Genomic DNA, 16,095 nt, shown 5'->3' on the forward strand with positions numbered 1-16,095 from the left:
ACCAGCCCTTATGAGCAGGCGCGATGCTCCATTCTCTTGAACGAGTGAAGCCTGGGCCACCCCCACAGACAGATCGGTTCGTTCATGCGATGGATCACCCGCCTGGCCGCCATCGGCGCGGGCCTGGCGATGATTGCCGTACCGGTGCCCGCGCACGCCGTGGCGCCGGAGCCGGCAGCAGGTTCTGACCCGCGCCGGGTGACACTGATCACCGGTGACGTGGTGACGGTCCAGGAGTTCGCGGGCGGCAAGCGCGCGGCGACCGTACAACCAGGCAAGGGCCGCGAGGACGTCAGGTTCTTCACCAAGGAGGAGAACGGCGACCTGGTGGTCACCCCCGCCGACATGGTCCCCTACCTCTCGCGGGGGCTCATGGACGAGCGGCTGTTCTCGGTCAGCGACCTGATCGAGCAGGGGTACGACGACGAGAGCAGCGACGTCCTGCCGCTGATCCTGGCGTACAAGGAGAACCGGCAGGCCGTCACGCTGAAGAGCGTCAACGCGCGGGCCCTGCGGGCGGACAAGGACGCGCTGCCCGTGCTCTGGGGAGCCGAGCGCTCCGGTGACGAGCCGCGGCTGCGCGACGGGCTGGCCAAGATCTGGCTCGACGGGAAGGTCACCGCGTCGCTGGAGCACAGCGTCCCGCAGGTGGGGGCGCCGCAGGCCTGGCAGGACGGGTACGACGGCAAGGGCGTGAAGGTCGCCGTCCTCGACACCGGGATCGACGAGTCGCACCCCGACGTCGCGTCCAAGGTCACGGGGACCCGCAACTTCACCGACGACCCCTCGGCCAAGGACGAGCACGGCCACGGCACCCACGTCGCCGCCACGGTAGCGGGCACCGGCGAGGCGTCCGGCGGGCTGCGCAAGGGCGTCGCGCCCGGCGCGGAGCTGGTCATCGGCAAGGTGCTGGACGCCAACGGCAACGGCTCGGAGTCGCAGGTGCTCGAAGGCATGGAGTGGGCCGCTCGGGAAAGCGGTGCCGACATCGTCAACATGAGCCTCGGCGGCGGCCCCACCGACGGGACCGACCCGCTCAGCAGGGCGGTGGACGTGCTGACGGAGGAGACCGGCAGCCTGTTCGTCATCGCGGCGGGCAACGAGGGCGACGACTACACGGTGGGCTCGCCGGGAGCCGCCACCTCCGCGCTGACCGTCGGCGCGGTGGACGCGAACGACGCGCTGGCGCCGTTCTCCAGCCGCGGCCCGCGCCTGGACGAGGCGCTCAAGCCCGACATCACCGCCCCGGGCGTGGACATCGTCGCCGCGCGGGCGGCGGGCACCGAGCTGGGCACGCCCGTCGACGACGGGTACACCAAGCTGTCGGGCACGTCGATGGCCACCCCGCACGTGGCGGGCGCGGCGGCCGTGCTGGCGCAGCGCCATCCCGAGTGGAAGCCCGGGCAGCTCAAGGACGCGCTGGTGTCGACGGCGAAGACCGTCGAAGGGCAGACGCCGTACGAGCAGGGCGGGGGCCGTCTCGACGTGGCCCGCGCCGTACGGCAGGCGGTCACGGCCACGGCGTCGCTCAGCATGGGCGTGTTCGAGGACGACGGGACCGACACCCCCGGCGGCACCATCACCTACACCAACACCGGCGAGGAGCCCGTCTCGCTGACCGTCGCCGCGATCCTGGGCAACCTGGACGGCGACGCCCCCGGAGAGGGCGCCGTGAACCTGTCGGCGACGACCCTCACCGTGGACGCCGGGGCGAGCGCCACCGTCGAGACCACCGTGGACCTGACCAAGCTCGTGCACGGCAGGCACGTCGGCCACGTCACCGCCACCGCGGCCGACGGCTCGGTGGCCGCGCACACCACGCTCGCGCTGACCCGGCGCGGCAAGATGCACAAGGTGCACTTCACCGGCATCGAACGGGACGGCAGTCCCGCCCGCGTGCCGCTGATCGCCATGTACGGAGCCGCCGCCAGGGACGACGCCTACGGTTACATCCTGCGCGAGCACGAGGGCTGGACGGTGGAGGTGCCGGAGGGCACCTACCACATGCAGGCGATCATGGGCGAGACGCACGACGAGTTGCCCGTCGACTCCCTCGTCGTCAACCCCGAACTGCCGGTCACCTCGGACATGGAGGTCGTGCTCGACGCCAGGACCGCCGTACCGATCGAGATCAAAACCTCCCAGGAGGTGATACAGGAGGGCATCTCCACCTACTTCACCCACCGCACGTACGGCTCCCGCAAGATCACGTCCAGCGCGATGAACTTCCCCTCGGTCGACGGGCTCGCGGTCACCCCCACCGCGCCGGTGCGCAACGGCACCTTCGAGTTCTCCTCGCGCTGGCAGCTCGCGGCGCCCCGGGTGAGCGCCCGGCTGGGCCGCGACCCGCTGGTGGTGCGCCCCACGATCCGCTCGCCGGAGATCGACGGCAGGAAGCGCTGGAAGCTGGTCGACGGCGGCACGGGCGACGTGGGCGGGATCGACGTCAAGGGCAAGGCGGTCGTCATCACCAGCGCGACGTTCGGCGACTGGACAAGCAAGCTGAAGGACATCGCCGCGGCCGGCGCGGCGGCGGTGGTCGTGGTCGGGCCCGACGGCAGGGCCATGTGGCAGCCGTGGACGCCCGTGGGCGACCGCGACCCGCTGCCCACGCTGATGATCACGCACGACCGCGGCCAGGTGCTGCTGGACAAGGCCCGCGCCGGCCGTGCCACGCTCGACGTGACCGGCCAGTTCGCGACCCCCTACCTGTACGAGGTCATGCAGGTCTCCTCGGGCCGGGTGCCCGACCGGATCGTGCACGAGGTCAGCTGGCGTAACACCGCCAGGGTCGACACGAGCTACCAGGAGTCCGGCGGCGGCTCGTACGGCAAGGACCAGCGGTTCGGGTGGCGGCCGTGGCAGACCTACGACCTGGGCCGGCAGATGGAGACCCAGCGCGTGGTGCGCACGCCGCTGCGCAGGGCCGAGTACGTCAGCTCGGGCGACACCCAGTGGCAGCACGTGGTCCAGCACACGCTCACGTGGGAGTCGTCGAGCCGGCTGCGCGGGGGCCTGACCGACCGGCCCAGGACGTACCGGGCGGGCGAGATCGCCAGGGAACGGTGGTTCGCCCCCGTCGTACGCCCGGCCGTCACGGAGGCCACGCGCACGGGCGACGTCCTGTCAGTGCGGGTGCCGGAGTTCGTGGACGCCGACGGCCACTACGGCTACGCGGGCGACAGCAACGACAAGGACACCACCGCGGCCAGGGGCTACCGCGACGGCGAACTCGTCGAGGAACGCAAGAACCTGCGGGGCGACATCGCCGCCGTCCAGGGCGACGCCGAGTACCGCCTGGAGCTGTCCACGACGCGCACCTCGGAGGAGTGGCGCTACGCGACGGCCACCGAGAGCGCGTGGACGTTCAGGTCCGCCCGGCCGGAGGGCACGCAGCGGCTGCCGCTGCTCGGCGTGGACTACGACGTGCCCGCCGACCTTGAGGGCAAGGTGCACCGTACGCTGCCGGTCGCGCTGGGCTTCACCGCTCGCGAGGCGAGGAAGCTCACCGCGGAGCTGTCGTACGACGACGGCAGGACCTGGCGCAGGCTGGCGCTGCTCCCCCTGGGGCACGGCCAGTACAAGGCACTGGTCTCCCACCGCAAGACCGGCACAGGAGTGTCGCTGCGGGTCACCGCGACCGGCGCCTCGGGCGACCGGTTCGAGCAGACCGTCACCCGGGCGTACGGGGTGAAGTAGCTACAACCAGCGCTCGCGGGCCGCATGCCAGGCAAGTTGCATCCTGGTCTGCGCGCCCGCGAGCCGCATCAGGTGGTAGACGCGGCGCTGCACCGTACGCAGGCTGAGCCCGAGCTGGCTGGCGATCGACTTCTCCGGCACCCCGGCTACCAGCAGCGAGAGCAGGTAGAGCTCGTCGGCGTCCAGCGGGCAGCCGGGCGCGGTGTCGGTGACCTGGCCGTCATCGAGGAACCTGATCGGCGTGGCCCGCTCCCACTGGGCCTCGAACAACGCGATGAGCGCCTCCAGCAGGCTGCTCCCCCGTATGAGCGCGGCGGTCGGCTCGGTCGTGCGGCCGGCGTACTGCACGAGGGGCAGCAGGGCGGTGGAGCGGTCGGCGATCATCATCCTCACGGGCAGGAAACGCACGGCCCGCGCCTGCTCGCCCAGTTTGATGCCGAAGGCCACGTTGGCCACCATCCCGGGCTCCTCCAGCAGGGCCCGCTCGTAGATGACCCGGTAGGCCACGCCGCGCCCGAGCGCCTCGAGTTCCTCGGTGTTGTCCGTCGAGGGCATCACGACGTGCCCAGCGCGGCAGAAGTACATGACCTCCTCGCGGGCGCTGTCCTGGAGGTGGCGTACCTGCTCGCGCAGCGCGGCCCGGCTGGGCAGCACCTCGATGAGCCGGTCGGCGTCCCTGCGGCGCAGGCTGGCGCGGTATTCCTCGGCGAGTTGGTCGACCGCCTGCCGGGCCCAGTCGATGGTCTCCTGCCGGCGCACCAGCCGCGGGCCGAGCGCGACCTCCGGCGCCACCGGCGCGAACCTGCGTCCCGTGCTGCCCTCGATCTCGCGGACGAGCCCCATGCCCGCCATCGCCTCCAGCGCGGCGGTCGCGGCCTCCCGCGTGAGGTCCAGTTCCTCGGCCAGGCCGGCCAGGTCCGCCTCACCGGCCCGTACGAGTAACCGGTACGCCCGTTCCTCCACCTCACCCAGCCCGGCAACCTCCAGCATGCCCCCATGATGACATGCATACCAATGGGCATATATGCCCACATATGCCGCAGCGGCCCGAACGTGCTGCCGTCCGTCCGCAAACTCAACGGAGCGGCCCGCACGCCCGGGCGCCGGTGATCGTCCGGGTCAGCCGTCAGCCCGGCGCCCTGCGCGGATCCGGGATTACGCTCGATCCACAGAGGCACCCGCGTCACGCTGCTCTTCTCGACCCCGTTGTACGCGTCCACCCCCCAGAGGCGTACCGGACCGCCATCAGCGGCACCGGCTCCTCGGACGTGCGCTCCGACCGGAACGTCCGCACCGACTCCACGCCGGTGGACTGCGCCGAGTGCTCGACCTGCCTGCGCATGGACGCGGTCAGCGCGTACTCGCCCGCCCCGGCGGGAACCTCGGCGCTCAGCCGGCACGCCTCCTGCTGCTGTGCACCGCAGGAGGTCAGATCGGCCTTCGCCACCTCGCGCCCGTCCTTGGTCAGGGTCGCGGTGCCGGTGGCGGCCGTGTCGGAGACCTGCCCTCGCCGCCGCCCGCGAGCAACCGCGCCCCGGAGAAGGCCAGCCGATCTCCGGTACGGCTCCCGCCCGGGAACACGTACGACGGCCCGGTGACCGCGGCGTTCCCCACCTCGCTCGTCCCACCGCGCTCGGCGAGCCGGCCACCGCCGACCATCGTGGCGGTGCCGACGTCGAGCCCGTCGATGGCGAGCGTGACCTCCGTCCTGCCCTTGGCAGCCCTTGGACCAGCGCCGGCCGTCGCCCGACACCCGGCACGAGCCATCGAAGCCCATGGATTCCTTGTCGATGATGGCGTGGAACTTCACACGCCCCGGCTGAGCCGTGAACCCACCGTGCCCGAGGAGATGCCGAGTGCCCGGGCCACCTAGTCGTAGCTGAGCTGGCCCAGCCCCACGAGCAGCAGGACCTCACGCTCGCCCTTAGACAGGCTGGCCGGCGCCTGCGCCGGGCGGGGCTGCATGCGCTGCGCGGACACCGAGGTGACCACGCTGTTCTCGTGACCCTCCGCCGCCGGCTCCTGCGCCGATCGGGAAAGCGGCCTGTAGTGGCGTGCCTCCTTGCGCCGATGCCCGGCGACCAGGTTGGTGGCGATACCGAACGACCAGGGCCGCACGGCGTCGGCCACGTGCTCGCCCACGTCGGCGGTCATCGCGTCTCTAGGCGGTTTCGGCCCGGAAGGTCCGCCCACAGCCGTTGACCTGCATGTTCAGGCCACAGTCCCCTCTAGAAGCTCCGAATTACGTCGAACCCGGGGCGGGGTGTGGATCCGCCGCCGTCGCGGATGGGTGTGTATCGGGCGCTGGTGCGTCATGGCCTGATCGAGCCGGGCGCGGGGCGGCGTAAGCGGGTCTCGGCCGGCAGCCGACGGCCTTGGGGCTACTCCTTGGGTTCGCGAAGCGAAGGGTGCATCGACGGTTCAGCGGACTCAGTAGGAGTAGTCCATCATCCAATCACCGGGCAGCTCGATGCGGATCTGGGCGAGTGCTTCAGCGGTTCGGGCCCGGACCCAGATCCAGGTGCGCTGGTCGTCGCGGATGATGAGGTCCGGATCGGCGAACCAGCGGACGGCTGGAACCGCGGTCTGAGACGTCGGGTAATCGGGCAGCGGCAGCCGCGTGAAGCGCTGTTCCAGCGCGCTGCCTTCGCCCTCAGCGAGTTCTCGGTTGTCCCCGAGGTCTTCGGAGGAAAAGAGCGACTCCGACAACACGAGCTCCACACAGGCGTGCGAGAAACGGTCCAGCCAGCTATCCCAGCTCTCGGCGCCCTTGTCAGCCAGGTCCATCCGGAAGATCACGGGAGGGTCGGGCTGCTCCAGCCAGCAATCGGTATGCCCCAGAAGACAGCGGCCTGGTTTTCAACGCGGAATACCAGCGCTTGATCTGTGACTTTGAGATCCGCCGGGCTGAGCAGCACATCTTGGAGGCTGGTCAGGTCCGTGCGGCGTCCGAAGAGCTGGTAGGCCTCCCGCAGCGCTGCGGGAAGGCGCAGGCCGAGTCGCGCCTCGGCGGCATCCAAGTCCGCTTCGGACCAGCCGTCGCCGTCGGCCAGCGGAGACCTCCATGTCGCCGCAAACCCACGGATGAAGTTCCATGCTCCAGCCCGGTCAGCCATTGCCGCCGGGAACTCCTGAATCACCTCGAAGGTCGTCATGGTCGGGAGGTTATCGCTGCCTGAAAGTCCGAAGGTCACTCTGGGCCGACCTCACACCCCCCACACCTCTGGTTGCACACAGCCCGCGCTAGTCTCATCCGCAAGTGGAGTTGACCCAAGGCCAGGTAGTGGAGTTGACCCGGTTTGGTGGACACCTGATCTCTGGGGAACCCTGGTGACTGGAATCCACGGACTCCGTCCTCACCCGCGCATCTATGACGTTGCTGTCACTGTTGCTGTCAGCCGAGATCAAAAAGCCCCGAACGGCAATCCGTTCGGGGCATCTTGGCTGTTCAAAGATGGTGGTCAGGGGCAGGGTCGAACTGCCGACCTTCCGCTTTTCAGGTGTGGCGATCAGGCTGATGGGCCGCCTCGACCAGGTGCCGACGGGTGGCCAAGAGTGCCCTAGGTGTGGTCTTGGTGGCCGACGTTGCCGTCGTCGCTCAGCGAGGAACCACCTGTGCGCGGACGCCTGGAAGATCATCGAAGGCGGCCGAGGCGTCCATTGTGATCACTGTTCTCGCAGTGGCCGCGGCCGTCGCTGCGATCAGCAGATCGTACGCTCCCCGAGATTTACCTTCTCGTCGGACATGCGCCATGAGACGAGCATGGACTCTGGCGACGTCCGTTGTGTACTCCTCGACGGGAATCAACGCCAGGACTTCGTCCACGAAGGCCTGCCGATTCGGTCGTCGGGCCGCATCGGCCATCTCCACACCGACGAGCAGTTCGGCCACAGTGATCGCCGCAATGGCCACGTCATCGGCGTCCTCGATCACGACGTCCACGGATGCCTTGCCTCGCTCGGCGGCGATGAGCACGCCCGTGTCCAGGATCAGGCGTCGGGCCACGTGCCCCTCATCTCGTCGTCGACCGCCTCACGGGCCGCCGCGACATCAGCCTCGAAGTCGGCGTCCAGCCTCCCCGAGCTTCTGGCCAGAAACGCCTTGACCATACGCCCCGGCGCGGTGGGCGCGGGGCCGATCACGGCGATTTGCTTCCCGCCACGGGTCACCACGATCGTCTCCCCGCGCTCGGCCTCGTCGAGGACGGTCGCGAAGCTGCGAGACGCCTCAGTGGCAGTCATCACCTTCATAAAATCAGATTATCTGATCCACTCTTATCTGGATGACCGTCCGCCGCGTTTGTTGCCGTCAGCGGACACAAAAACGCCCCGGAGCGATCTTCGCTACGGGGCATCTTGGCTGTTCAAGGCTGGTGGTCAGGGGCAGGGTCGAACTGCCGACCTTCCGCTTTTCAGGCGGACGCTCGTACCAACTGAGCTACCTGACCCAGAGCGGTCCTGACGGGACTTGAACCCGCGACCTCCACCTTGACAGGGTGGCGAGCACTCCAAACTGCTCTACAGGACCTTGTGTTTCTTGCTGTTTGCGCTCGCTTAGCTTACCAGCTTTCCGGTGATCCTCGACCAGCCGTTTTCCGGTTTTGCCAGGCGCTCGCTGTGCCCCCAACGGGATTCGAACCCGTGCCGCCGCCTTGAAAGGGCGGTGTCCTAGGCCGCTAGACGATGGGGGCTCAGGATTCCCTGTCGCCTTCCGTCGGAGACCTCTGAAGCATAGGGGACGATTGCCTCTGATGCCAAAGCGGCGAACCGGCGGTCGGCGTCTGTGTGCCAGTGACGGATCCCGTTGGCGACGGGGCGTTCGCTGGCTCTGGAGAAATCATACGGTCTGGGTCGGCCTCCACGTGACGTTGGATGTAAACCGACTGCTCCCCCAGCCCGCCGAGGGTGATGTCGTCCCAGGCCTGCAGGCGTTTCGTCTCCTTGTCGAAGTACAGGACCGAAGCCTGGACGGGGGTCGGCTCGGCGTGTTCCAGCGCGCGCAGTCCGGCGCCTCCCGTGGAGCCCTGGACGAGCATGCGGGTGCCGGAGCGGAACATCGTGGTCCTGCGGTCGTGGGTGTGACCGGCGAGGATCATGGGGGCGGCTCCGGAGAAGCCCTTGGCCACGTCGGGGTCGTGGACGGCGATCAGGTCCGGCTCGTCGACGTTGGGCAGGTGGGAGCGGGCGTACTCGTCGAGGGTGCCTGGCTCGGCGGAGACGGGTACGGATTTGTCCGGGGTGAAGCGGGGATCGCCCAGGCCGTAGATGTTCAGCCCTTCGACGGTTCTGGTCTTGTCGTCCAGGACGATGGCGTTCTTCTGTTTGGCGACCGCCTTCTGGGTGGTCATCGAGTCGTGATTGCCGCGGACGAAGACGTAGGGGAGCCCGAGCCGGCCGATCTCGTTGACGAATTTGTTCTCGGCCTTGGTGCCGTGGTCCGAGATGTCGCCCGTATCGATGATCATGTCCACGGCGAACTGGTCTTTGAGTGACCGGATGACGTTCCAGGCGATGGGGTTGATATGGATGTCCGAAACGTGGAGTACTCGAATGGTTTTAGGGTCGGCCTCGTACAACGGCAGCGTCGAGACGGTGTCGTAGAGCTTGGAGACGTTCGTCACCAGTTTGGTGAGCTGCGACCGGTACGACTCGAAACGCGTCACGATCGACTCGGCACTGCCCACCAGGGACGGCGCCGCGGCGACCAGGCCCGAGTAGCGCGGCTCGACGAGCGAGTTGGGGCGGAAGGTGAGCGCGGCGAGCGCTCCCGTGCAGGCGAGCGCCACGGAGGCGGCCAGCAGCCCCACCAGCGCCACGCGCGGCCTCCTGAACACCATCAGGACCGCCACCAGCGCCCCCGCGCCCGCGCACAGCAGGGAGCGGATGACCAGCGCGCGCACGCCGTCCAGCAGGTCGGTCTCGATCAACGCCGGCAGGCGGTCGGCCAGCCGGGGGTCCTCGAGGAGGGCTCGGGCGCGGTCCTGGTCGATGTTCTCGAGGGTGATGCGCAGCCTGAGCGGCGCCGCGTGCGTGCGGAACGTGAGCGTGCCGAGCGGGCTGGCGTCCACGACGGTCTCGCCGCTCCACGCCGGCCGCAGCGACATGCCCGTCTCCACGGGACCGATCTCGGCGCGTACGGTGCCGCTGAAGAAGATGCCCAGCCAGGCGCCCACAGCGGCGACGAAGAGCACCGCGACGGCTTTCGAGGCCCTCGACCGGATGGCTGCCTTTGACCAGTGGACGAACTTCATACCGTTTCTTGCATACCTGAGAGGCGGGGCACAATGGCAAGTGTGATCGAGGTAACCCGGGAGAAGTTCGAGGAACTCGTGGCCGAGGCATTGGACACGATCCCCTCAGACCTCACAGGCACCATGAGCAACATCGTCGTCACCGTCGTCGACGATCCACCAGAGCCCGACCTGCTCGGCCTGTACACCGGCATCCCCCTGACGGAACGTGGCGACTGGTACTCGGCAGTTCTTCCCGACCGCATCGAGATCTACCGCAATGCGATATGCCAGATCTGCGATACGGAGGAGGACGTGATCGAGGAGGTCCGCATCACCGTCGTCCACGAGATCGGCCACCACTTCGGCATCGACGACGCCAGGCTGCACGAACTCGGCTGGTAACCCTTTGCTTCCGGTTGACTTCTTTGGGTTGCGGCTTGCCATTCTGTTCGGCAACCTTAGGTGACATACCGAACACAGTGAGTCAGGCACCGCGGAGTCCAATGGGGGCCATGCGAGCGCGACGGCTGCCAGGACGGCATCGGCGTGCCGAAGGACAACAAGCCACATATCGAGAAGTCATCGCGATCAAGGAGTTCCGGGCACTCTGGTACGGCCAGGGCCTCTCCCTCCTCGGGGACCAACTCGCCCAGGTGGCGCTCGCGGTGCTCGTCTACGACCGCACCGGCTCGGCCCTGGCCACGGCCGCGGTCTACGCGCTGACCTACCTGCCCTCGATCGTGGGCGGGCCGCTGCTGGCGGGCCTGGCCGACCGGTTCGCGCGCAGGGGCGTCATGCTGACCTGCGACCTCCTCAGGGCCGCGCTCGTGGCCGTGATGGCCGTGCCCGGCATGCCGTTCTGGGCGTTGTGCGCGCTGGTGTTCCTCGTGGTGCTGCTTAGTGCGCCCTTCTCGGCCGCGCGGGCGGCGCTGCTGCCCGAGGTGCTCGAAGGCGACATGTACGTCATCGGCTCAGCCCTGCAGAACATGACGAACCAGGCCGTGCAGATGCTCGGGTTCGCGGCCGGCGGGGCGGTGATCGCCACCATGGGTCCCTATCGCGCGCTCGCCCTCGACGCCGCGACGTTCCTCGGCTCCGCGTTGATCCTGGTCACCGGCGTACACCGCCGCCCCGCCGCCCACAACGACGGCGCCAAACCGTCCATGTGGACCATGACGAGAGCCGGGGCCCGGCTCGTGTTCGGGTCGAAGAAACTGCGGACGATTGTCCTGTTCGCCTGGTTGTGCGGCTTCTACATCCTGCCGGAGGGCCTCGCCGTCCCGTACGCGGCCACCCTCCACACCGGCGCCCTGCCGGTCCCGGTGATCACCGGGCTGCTCATGGCCGCCATGCCGACCGGGACGGTAGTGGGGGCGTTCCTGTTCAGCAGGTTCGTGTCGCCGCCGCATCGGCTGCGGCTCATGGGGTGGATGGCCATGCTCAGTTGCGCGCCCCTGATCGTGACCGCGCTGCGGCCACCGCTCGCCGTGGTGCTCGCGGCGTGGGTGTTGTCGGGTGTCGGTGGGGCGTACCAACTCGCGGCCAATGCCGCTTTCGTGCAGAATGTGCCGGCCGAACGGCGTGGCCAGGCGTTCGGCCTCGTCCAGTCGGGGCTGATGGCCGTACAGGGGGTCGGGATCCTCGTCGGAGGGTTCGCGGCGGAGAGACTCGGTCCTGAGCCGGTGGTCGCGCTGGCGGGAGTTGCCGGGCTGATCAGCGCCGCCGTGCTCGCCGTGGTCTGGACCGAGTCTCCTGGTGAGGCCCGCGTGCCCTCATGATCACGGCTGGGGCTTGTGGTCGCCGCTGTTCCAGTCGGTGTGCGTACTCGTGCTGCGGTTCTGCTGCTTGTTGACCAGGTCCTGGACGATCGAGGTCTCGGCCTGCTCGTCGGGGATGAGGAGCCAGCCGATCACGTACACGCCGACGCCCAGCCCGCCGAACAGCGTCGCGATCGCCAGCGCGATCCGTACCATGTTAGCGTCGATCCCCACATACTCGCCGACGCCGGCGCACACGCCCGCGACGATCCGGCCTTTGTGAGTCCTGCGCAGCTTCTTGACGTTGCCGTAATCGTTCATGCCTCAAGACTGCCCTGCAGGCCGGTGTTAGCACATCCGGATTGTCCCTGGTAGAACCCTGGTAGTCCCTTACGCGACGAGAGGACCCCTGCGATGGACGACCTGCTGCGCCTGGACGACCGGCTCACCGCAGATCAGCGGCTCATCCGCGACACGGTCAAGTCCTTCGTGTCCGACCGCGTCCTCCCGCACGTGGGCGACTGGTTCGAGGACGCCACATTCCCCGCGCGCGAGCTCGCGCCCGCCCTCGGGTCGCTGGGCGTGCTCGGCATGCACCTGGAAGGCTACGGCTGCGCCGGCACGGACGCCGTGTCGTACGGGGTGGCCTGCCGCGAACTGGAGGCCGGCGACTCCGGGCTCAGGTCGTTCGTGTCCGTCCAGGGTTCGCTGGCGATGTTCCCGATCTGGCGGTACGGCTCGGACGAGCAGAAAGAAGAGTGGCTGCCCCGGATGGCCGCCGGAGAGGCGATCGGCTGCTTCGGCCTCACCGAACCGGACCACGGCTCCGACCCCGCCAACATGCGCACGTACGCCAAGAAAGACGGATCCGACTGGATCCTGAACGGCGCCAAGATGTGGATCACCAACGGCTCCATCGCCGACGTCGCCGTCGTCTGGGCCCAGACCGACGAAGGCATCCGCGGCTTCGTCGTCCCCACCTCCGCCCCCGGCTTCTCCGCCCCGGAGATCCACAAGAAACTCTCCCTGAGAGCCTCCGTCACCTCCTCCCTCTACTTCGACGACCTCCGCCTGCCCACCTCCGCCGTCCTTCCCGGAGTCAGCGGCCTCAAGGGCCCGCTGTCGTGCCTGTCGGAAGCCCGCTACGGCATCGTCTGGGGCGTCGTCGGCGCCGCCCGCGCCTGCCTCGAAGCGGCCGTCGACTACGCCAAGACCCGCGTCCAGTTCGACAAACCCATCGGCGCTTTCCAGCTGACGCAGGAAAAACTCGCGTGGATGTACGTGGGCACCGCCCAGGCCCAGCTCACCGCACTGCACCTGGGCGAACTGAAGGACGCGGGCCGCCTCGAACCCCGGCAGATCAGCTTCGGCAAGCTCGCCAACGTACGCGCCGCCCTCGACATCGCCCGCCAGGCCCGCTCCATCCTGGGCGGGAACGGGATCACCCTGGAGTACCCTGTGATCAGGCACATGAACAACCTGGAAAGTGTGCTGACGTACGAGGGAACACAGGAGATCCACACGCTGGTGCTGGGGGAAGCGCTGACCGGGCTCGCCGCCTACCGGTGATGCAGGCGTCGCGGACAGGCCGGTAATCTCTGTACCCTTGCTGTTGCTAGGGGGCGTTAGCTCAATTGGCAGAGCTGCGGACTTTTAATCCGTAGGTTCCGGGTTCGAGCCCCGGGCGCCCTACCACTCTGTACCCCGCCTGACCTGCACTTTCTCGATTCTCGGCCGCCTTCTGTGAGGCGAAGATGGCTGAGTTCATGCTCGTCACATGCTCTTCGGCACGCGTTCGGCACATCGGCGGACCGAAAGCGAGGGCGAATTGTAGCGGTTCGCTCTCGGGCGTCGGCCGCCACAGACCGAATCGTAACGCCAGACCCGAACGACGCCCAAGAGAAGGGCTGAACGGAAGCGTTGTCGGGCGAGACACGCCGAACTTGATCGCAGACCCGTCCAAGTAGTGGTCAAGCCGCCTTCGGCCGAGTACACGCCCGGTCGATGCGGCGGCCGTCCATCTTGCAGAGATGGAATAACCGATCCAGGATCCATGCGCCGACCTGAATCGCCCCAGTTTCGGTGGAGACTTATGATGTGCCCCGAGTTCGGTGGAGCTTCACCGAAGCCGGGGCGATTCACATGGCTCACCCTCTCCTGCCAACTCACAGGCTAAGGCACCCAGGAGGCTGATGCGGGCGCAACTCGAGGCACGGATCGCTGAGGGGCGTTCCCCCCGGAGTATGGACACGGGGTTCATGCTGCTTTGAGCAGACTATCGGGTTGCTGCTCGTAGTCGATCGGGCTCAGGTGACGGTGGCGGGCTGGGCGGACAGCAGGCTCTGGGACCACCCGCTGGTGTCAACGGTGCCTTGGCCGGTCAGGTCGCCGCCCTGACCGTCGTAGGGGTCGCTGTCGAAGTAGCGATGCAGGGAGTTCTCACGGTGATGGCCGTAGTAGACGCCCCCGCCGGGCGACAGCAGATGATCGAAGTTCTGCCAGGTGGTGTCGCGCAGTTGATACCGCTTCCAACTGCCCGCACCGCTGATCCGGTAGGAGAGGAGCTGCCCGCCGGTGGTGGTGCCCAGGATCCAGTCCGGTCCCGTGGCCGTGAGGGTCTTGAGCGTGAACCCGGTCCCGATGGTGGTGCCACCGGTGATATTGCTCAGCTTGGGCTTGGCCACCGTGATGGTGTAACGCAGCAGAGTGCCGTTGGCGATGCCGAACAGATGACTCTTGCCGTCATAGGCCAGCAACTCATGCGTGTAGCCCTTGCCCAAATAGACAGGAGGCTCAAAAATCAAACTCTCATTGTTGGTACGGACGTCGACGCGATAGAGCATGCCACCGGAATCGGCCTTGGTCACCAGAATCGTGTTGAAATTCAGCGTGGCCATCGCCTTAGGCGTGAACCCAAGAGTCGCCGTGGAGACCACCGCACCATGCGTACGCTTACCGCTCGCCGCGTCGATCGCGGTATAGGTCAACCGCCCGTCCGGCAACACCCCGTAAACCGAGGCGACCCCTTTCGGGCCGCTGACATAGGGCCAGATGGTGTTGACGATGATCTGTGCGTCGCCGGCCTGGACCTGGTACCGGTCCGGATAGGCCGACACCTGCACGGCCTGGCACACCTCACCGATCGGCGCGGACTTCCAGCTGTTGTTCGGGTAGACCCGCAGCATTTTGTCGAGGAAGGCATTGGTGGCCCAGGTGGGGTTGAGACGCTGCGACCTGCTTCCCCAGGAGGCGCGCTGCTGGAACAGCCCCAGACTGTCGTGGTCGACTTCCTCACTGATGTTCTGGACGCTGGTCTCCACGATGATCGTGGCCACCGCGATCACGGCTGCCCGCCGGTCCAGTCCGCGGTCGTACACAGCCTTGATCACCTTGCGGGCACAGGACACGCGGTAGGCGGACATGTAGCCGCGCATCTTGTCGTCGAGAGTGCTGTTGAGCTTGGTGGCCAGGGACGAGTCGGTCGAGGTGGGACCGTCGGGGTCGCACGCGGCCAGCTGGTAGGCGGCGGTGATGTCCGACGTGGCGGGCGGCTCCAGTCGCAACTCCTCCTGCTGCGGTGGCTCGGCGACCGCGGGGAAGGCGATGGCCGATAAGCCGATCACGGTGACGACCGCCGTGACCAGAATGCCGGCACGCGAGAGAAGAGAGCTGAGCATGCGGGCCCCTTTCACGAGGTCACGGTGGCGGGCTGGGCGGACAGCAGGCTCTGGGACCACCCGCTGGTGTCAACGGTGCCTTGGCCGGTCAGGTCGCCGCCCTGACCGTCGTAGGGGTCGCTGTCGAAGTAGCGATGCAGGGAGTTCTCACGGTGATGGCCGTAGTAGACGCCCCCGCCGGGCGACAGCAGATGATCGAAGTTCTGCCAGGTGGTGTCGCGCAGTTGATACCGCTTCCAACTGCCCGCACCGCTGATCCGGTAGGAGAGGAGCTGCCCGCCGGTGGTGGTGCCCAGGATCCAGTCCGGTCCCGTGGCCGTGAGGGTCTTGAGCGTGAACCCGGTCCCGATGGTGGTGCCACCGGTGATATTGCTCAGCTTGGGCTTGGCCACCGTGATGGTGTAACGCAGCAGAGTGCCGTTGGCGATGCCGAACAGATGACTCTTGCCGTCATAGGCCAGCAACTCATGCGTGTAGCCCTTGCCCAAATAGACAGGAGGCTCAAAAATCAAACTCTCATTGTTGGTACGGACGTCGACGCGATAGAGCATGCCACCGGAATCGGCCTTGGTCACCAGAATCGTGTTGAAATTCAGCGTGGCCATCGCCTTAGGCGTGAACCCAAGAGTCGCCGTGGAGACCACCGCACCATGCGTACGCTTACCGCTCGCCGCGTCGATCGCGGTATAGGTCAACCGCCCGTCCGGCAACACCCCGTAAACCGAGGCG

At 67.7% G+C, this 16,095-nt stretch carries 16 protein-coding genes and 4 tRNA genes; 5 read left to right on the plus strand and 15 right to left on the minus strand.

Annotated features, from left to right (window positions below; all coding sequences use genetic code 11):
* The first annotated feature begins 84 nt into the window (after window positions 1–84).
* On the plus strand, window positions 85–3,699 hold the full coding sequence (locus E1267_RS13355; RefSeq protein WP_132332762.1) for a S8 family peptidase: 3,615 nt from the start codon (window positions 85–87) through the stop codon (window positions 3,697–3,699).
* On the opposite strand, the gene E1267_RS47185 is transcribed toward E1267_RS13355, so the two are convergent.
* The 12 genes from E1267_RS47185 to E1267_RS13410 form a co-directional block, all read right to left on the minus strand.
* Window positions 3,700–4,689 (minus strand): helix-turn-helix domain-containing protein, encoded by a 990-nt coding sequence (locus E1267_RS47185; protein WP_132332763.1) that lies wholly within the window; start codon window positions 4,687–4,689, stop codon window positions 3,700–3,702.
* 193 nt (window positions 4,690–4,882) lie between these two features.
* Complete coding sequence (locus E1267_RS13365; protein WP_132332764.1) at window positions 4,883–5,146, minus strand: hypothetical protein; 264 nt, start codon at window positions 5,144–5,146, stop codon at window positions 4,883–4,885.
* 17 nt (window positions 5,147–5,163) lie between these two features.
* The gene (locus E1267_RS13370; protein ID WP_132332765.1) at window positions 5,164–5,466 is read right to left on the minus strand and encodes a hypothetical protein; all 303 of its coding nucleotides are present in this window, start codon (window positions 5,464–5,466) and stop codon (window positions 5,164–5,166) included.
* 102 nt (window positions 5,467–5,568) lie between these two features.
* The gene (locus E1267_RS13375; RefSeq protein WP_132332766.1) at window positions 5,569–5,853 is read right to left on the minus strand and encodes a hypothetical protein; all 285 of its coding nucleotides are present in this window, start codon (window positions 5,851–5,853) and stop codon (window positions 5,569–5,571) included.
* A gap of 276 nt (window positions 5,854–6,129) precedes the next feature.
* Window positions 6,130–6,486: a hypothetical protein gene (locus E1267_RS45635; RefSeq protein WP_220449461.1), complete on the minus strand. Its 357-nt coding sequence runs from the start codon at window positions 6,484–6,486 to the stop codon at window positions 6,130–6,132.
* A gap of 8 nt (window positions 6,487–6,494) precedes the next feature.
* A complete protein-coding gene (locus tag E1267_RS45640) occupies window positions 6,495–6,854 on the minus strand; it encodes an SMI1/KNR4 family protein (RefSeq protein WP_220449462.1) in 360 nt (119 codons plus the stop codon).
* 443 nt (window positions 6,855–7,297) lie between these two features.
* Entirely contained in the window at window positions 7,298–7,705 is a 408-nt protein-coding gene (locus tag E1267_RS13385; RefSeq protein ID WP_132332767.1) for a PIN domain-containing protein, read from the minus strand.
* Window positions 7,690–7,941, minus strand: a complete 252-nt coding sequence (locus E1267_RS13390) for a type II toxin-antitoxin system Phd/YefM family antitoxin (protein WP_220040079.1) — start codon at window positions 7,939–7,941, stop codon at window positions 7,690–7,692. Before E1267_RS13390 ends, E1267_RS13385 begins: the two co-directional genes overlap by 16 nt.
* A gap of 129 nt (window positions 7,942–8,070) precedes the next feature.
* Window positions 8,071–8,147, minus strand: a tRNA-Phe gene (locus E1267_RS13395).
* 5 nt (window positions 8,148–8,152) lie between these two features.
* Window positions 8,153–8,227: transfer RNA gene (locus E1267_RS13400), tRNA-Asp, on the minus strand.
* Window positions 8,228–8,317: 90 nt separating this feature from the next.
* A tRNA-Glu gene (locus E1267_RS13405) sits at window positions 8,318–8,390 on the minus strand.
* Window positions 8,391–9,950: a metallophosphoesterase family protein gene (locus E1267_RS13410; protein WP_132332768.1), complete on the minus strand. Its 1,560-nt coding sequence runs from the start codon at window positions 9,948–9,950 to the stop codon at window positions 8,391–8,393.
* A 33-nt stretch (window positions 9,951–9,983) separates the two neighbouring features.
* On the opposite strand from E1267_RS13410, the gene E1267_RS13415 reads away from it, so the two are divergent.
* Both E1267_RS13415 and E1267_RS13420 read left to right on the plus strand, forming a co-directional pair.
* Window positions 9,984–10,334 carry a metallopeptidase family protein gene (locus E1267_RS13415; protein ID WP_425465076.1) on the plus strand — a complete coding sequence of 117 codons (351 nt, stop codon included), beginning with the start codon at window positions 9,984–9,986 and terminating at the stop codon, window positions 10,332–10,334.
* 110 nt (window positions 10,335–10,444) lie between these two features.
* Window positions 10,445–11,710, plus strand: a complete 1,266-nt coding sequence (locus E1267_RS13420) for an MFS transporter (protein WP_342774812.1) — start codon at window positions 10,445–10,447, stop codon at window positions 11,708–11,710.
* Here the strand turns inward: E1267_RS13420 and E1267_RS13425 are convergent, their stop codons facing one another.
* Window positions 11,711–12,010 carry a PspC domain-containing protein gene (locus tag E1267_RS13425; protein ID WP_132332771.1) on the minus strand — a complete coding sequence of 100 codons (300 nt, stop codon included), beginning with the start codon at window positions 12,008–12,010 and terminating at the stop codon, window positions 11,711–11,713.
* Window positions 12,011–12,103: 93 nt separating this feature from the next.
* Between E1267_RS13425 and E1267_RS13430 the strand changes: the two genes are divergently transcribed.
* Together E1267_RS13430 and E1267_RS13435 are read left to right on the plus strand one after the other, a co-directional pair.
* The gene (locus E1267_RS13430; protein ID WP_132332772.1) at window positions 12,104–13,258 is read left to right on the plus strand and encodes an acyl-CoA dehydrogenase family protein; all 1,155 of its coding nucleotides are present in this window, start codon (window positions 12,104–12,106) and stop codon (window positions 13,256–13,258) included.
* 50 nt (window positions 13,259–13,308) lie between these two features.
* Window positions 13,309–13,384, plus strand: a tRNA-Lys gene (locus E1267_RS13435).
* A 611-nt stretch (window positions 13,385–13,995) separates the two neighbouring features.
* On the opposite strand, the gene E1267_RS13440 is transcribed toward E1267_RS13435, so the two are convergent.
* Window positions 13,996–15,366 (minus strand): hypothetical protein, encoded by a 1,371-nt coding sequence (locus E1267_RS13440; protein WP_201762127.1) that lies wholly within the window; start codon window positions 15,364–15,366, stop codon window positions 13,996–13,998.
* Between the two features lie 11 nt (window positions 15,367–15,377).
* On the minus strand, window positions 15,378–16,095 hold a 718-nt coding region (locus E1267_RS44300), incomplete at its 5' end, for a hypothetical protein (RefSeq protein ID WP_220449463.1).

This window comes from Nonomuraea longispora (genome assembly GCF_004348345.1).
Taxonomy (GTDB): domain Bacteria; phylum Actinomycetota; class Actinomycetes; order Streptosporangiales; family Streptosporangiaceae; genus Nonomuraea; species Nonomuraea longispora.

What these genes read in the sequence shown, in the direction of transcription:
- E1267_RS13355 (WP_132332762.1), top strand. Translation starts at nt 85, where the DNA reads ATGCGATGGATCACCCGCCTGGCCGCCATCGGCGCGGGCCTGGCGATG.
- E1267_RS47185 (WP_132332763.1), bottom strand. Translation starts at nt 4,689, where the DNA reads ATGCTGGAGGTTGCCGGGCTGGGTGAGGTGGAGGAACGGGCGTACCGG.
- E1267_RS13370 (WP_132332765.1), bottom strand. Translation starts at nt 5,466, where the DNA reads ATGGCTCGTGCCGGGTGTCGGGCGACGGCCGGCGCTGGTCCAAGGGCT.
- E1267_RS13375 (WP_132332766.1), bottom strand. Translation starts at nt 5,853, where the DNA reads ATGACCGCCGACGTGGGCGAGCACGTGGCCGACGCCGTGCGGCCCTGG.
- E1267_RS45635 (WP_220449461.1), bottom strand. Translation starts at nt 6,486, where the DNA reads ATGGACCTGGCTGACAAGGGCGCCGAGAGCTGGGATAGCTGGCTGGAC.
- E1267_RS45640 (WP_220449462.1), bottom strand. Translation starts at nt 6,854, where the DNA reads ATGACGACCTTCGAGGTGATTCAGGAGTTCCCGGCGGCAATGGCTGAC.
- E1267_RS13390 (WP_220040079.1), bottom strand. Translation starts at nt 7,941, where the DNA reads ATGACTGCCACTGAGGCGTCTCGCAGCTTCGCGACCGTCCTCGACGAG.
- E1267_RS13410 (WP_132332768.1), bottom strand. Translation starts at nt 9,950, where the DNA reads ATGAAGTTCGTCCACTGGTCAAAGGCAGCCATCCGGTCGAGGGCCTCG.
- E1267_RS13415 (WP_425465076.1), top strand. Translation starts at nt 9,984, where the DNA reads ATGGCAAGTGTGATCGAGGTAACCCGGGAGAAGTTCGAGGAACTCGTG.
- E1267_RS13420 (WP_342774812.1), top strand. Translation starts at nt 10,445, where the DNA reads ATGCGAGCGCGACGGCTGCCAGGACGGCATCGGCGTGCCGAAGGACAA.
- E1267_RS13425 (WP_132332771.1), bottom strand. Translation starts at nt 12,010, where the DNA reads ATGAACGATTACGGCAACGTCAAGAAGCTGCGCAGGACTCACAAAGGC.
- E1267_RS13430 (WP_132332772.1), top strand. Translation starts at nt 12,104, where the DNA reads ATGGACGACCTGCTGCGCCTGGACGACCGGCTCACCGCAGATCAGCGG.
- E1267_RS13440 (WP_201762127.1), bottom strand. Translation starts at nt 15,366, where the DNA reads ATGCTCAGCTCTCTTCTCTCGCGTGCCGGCATTCTGGTCACGGCGGTC.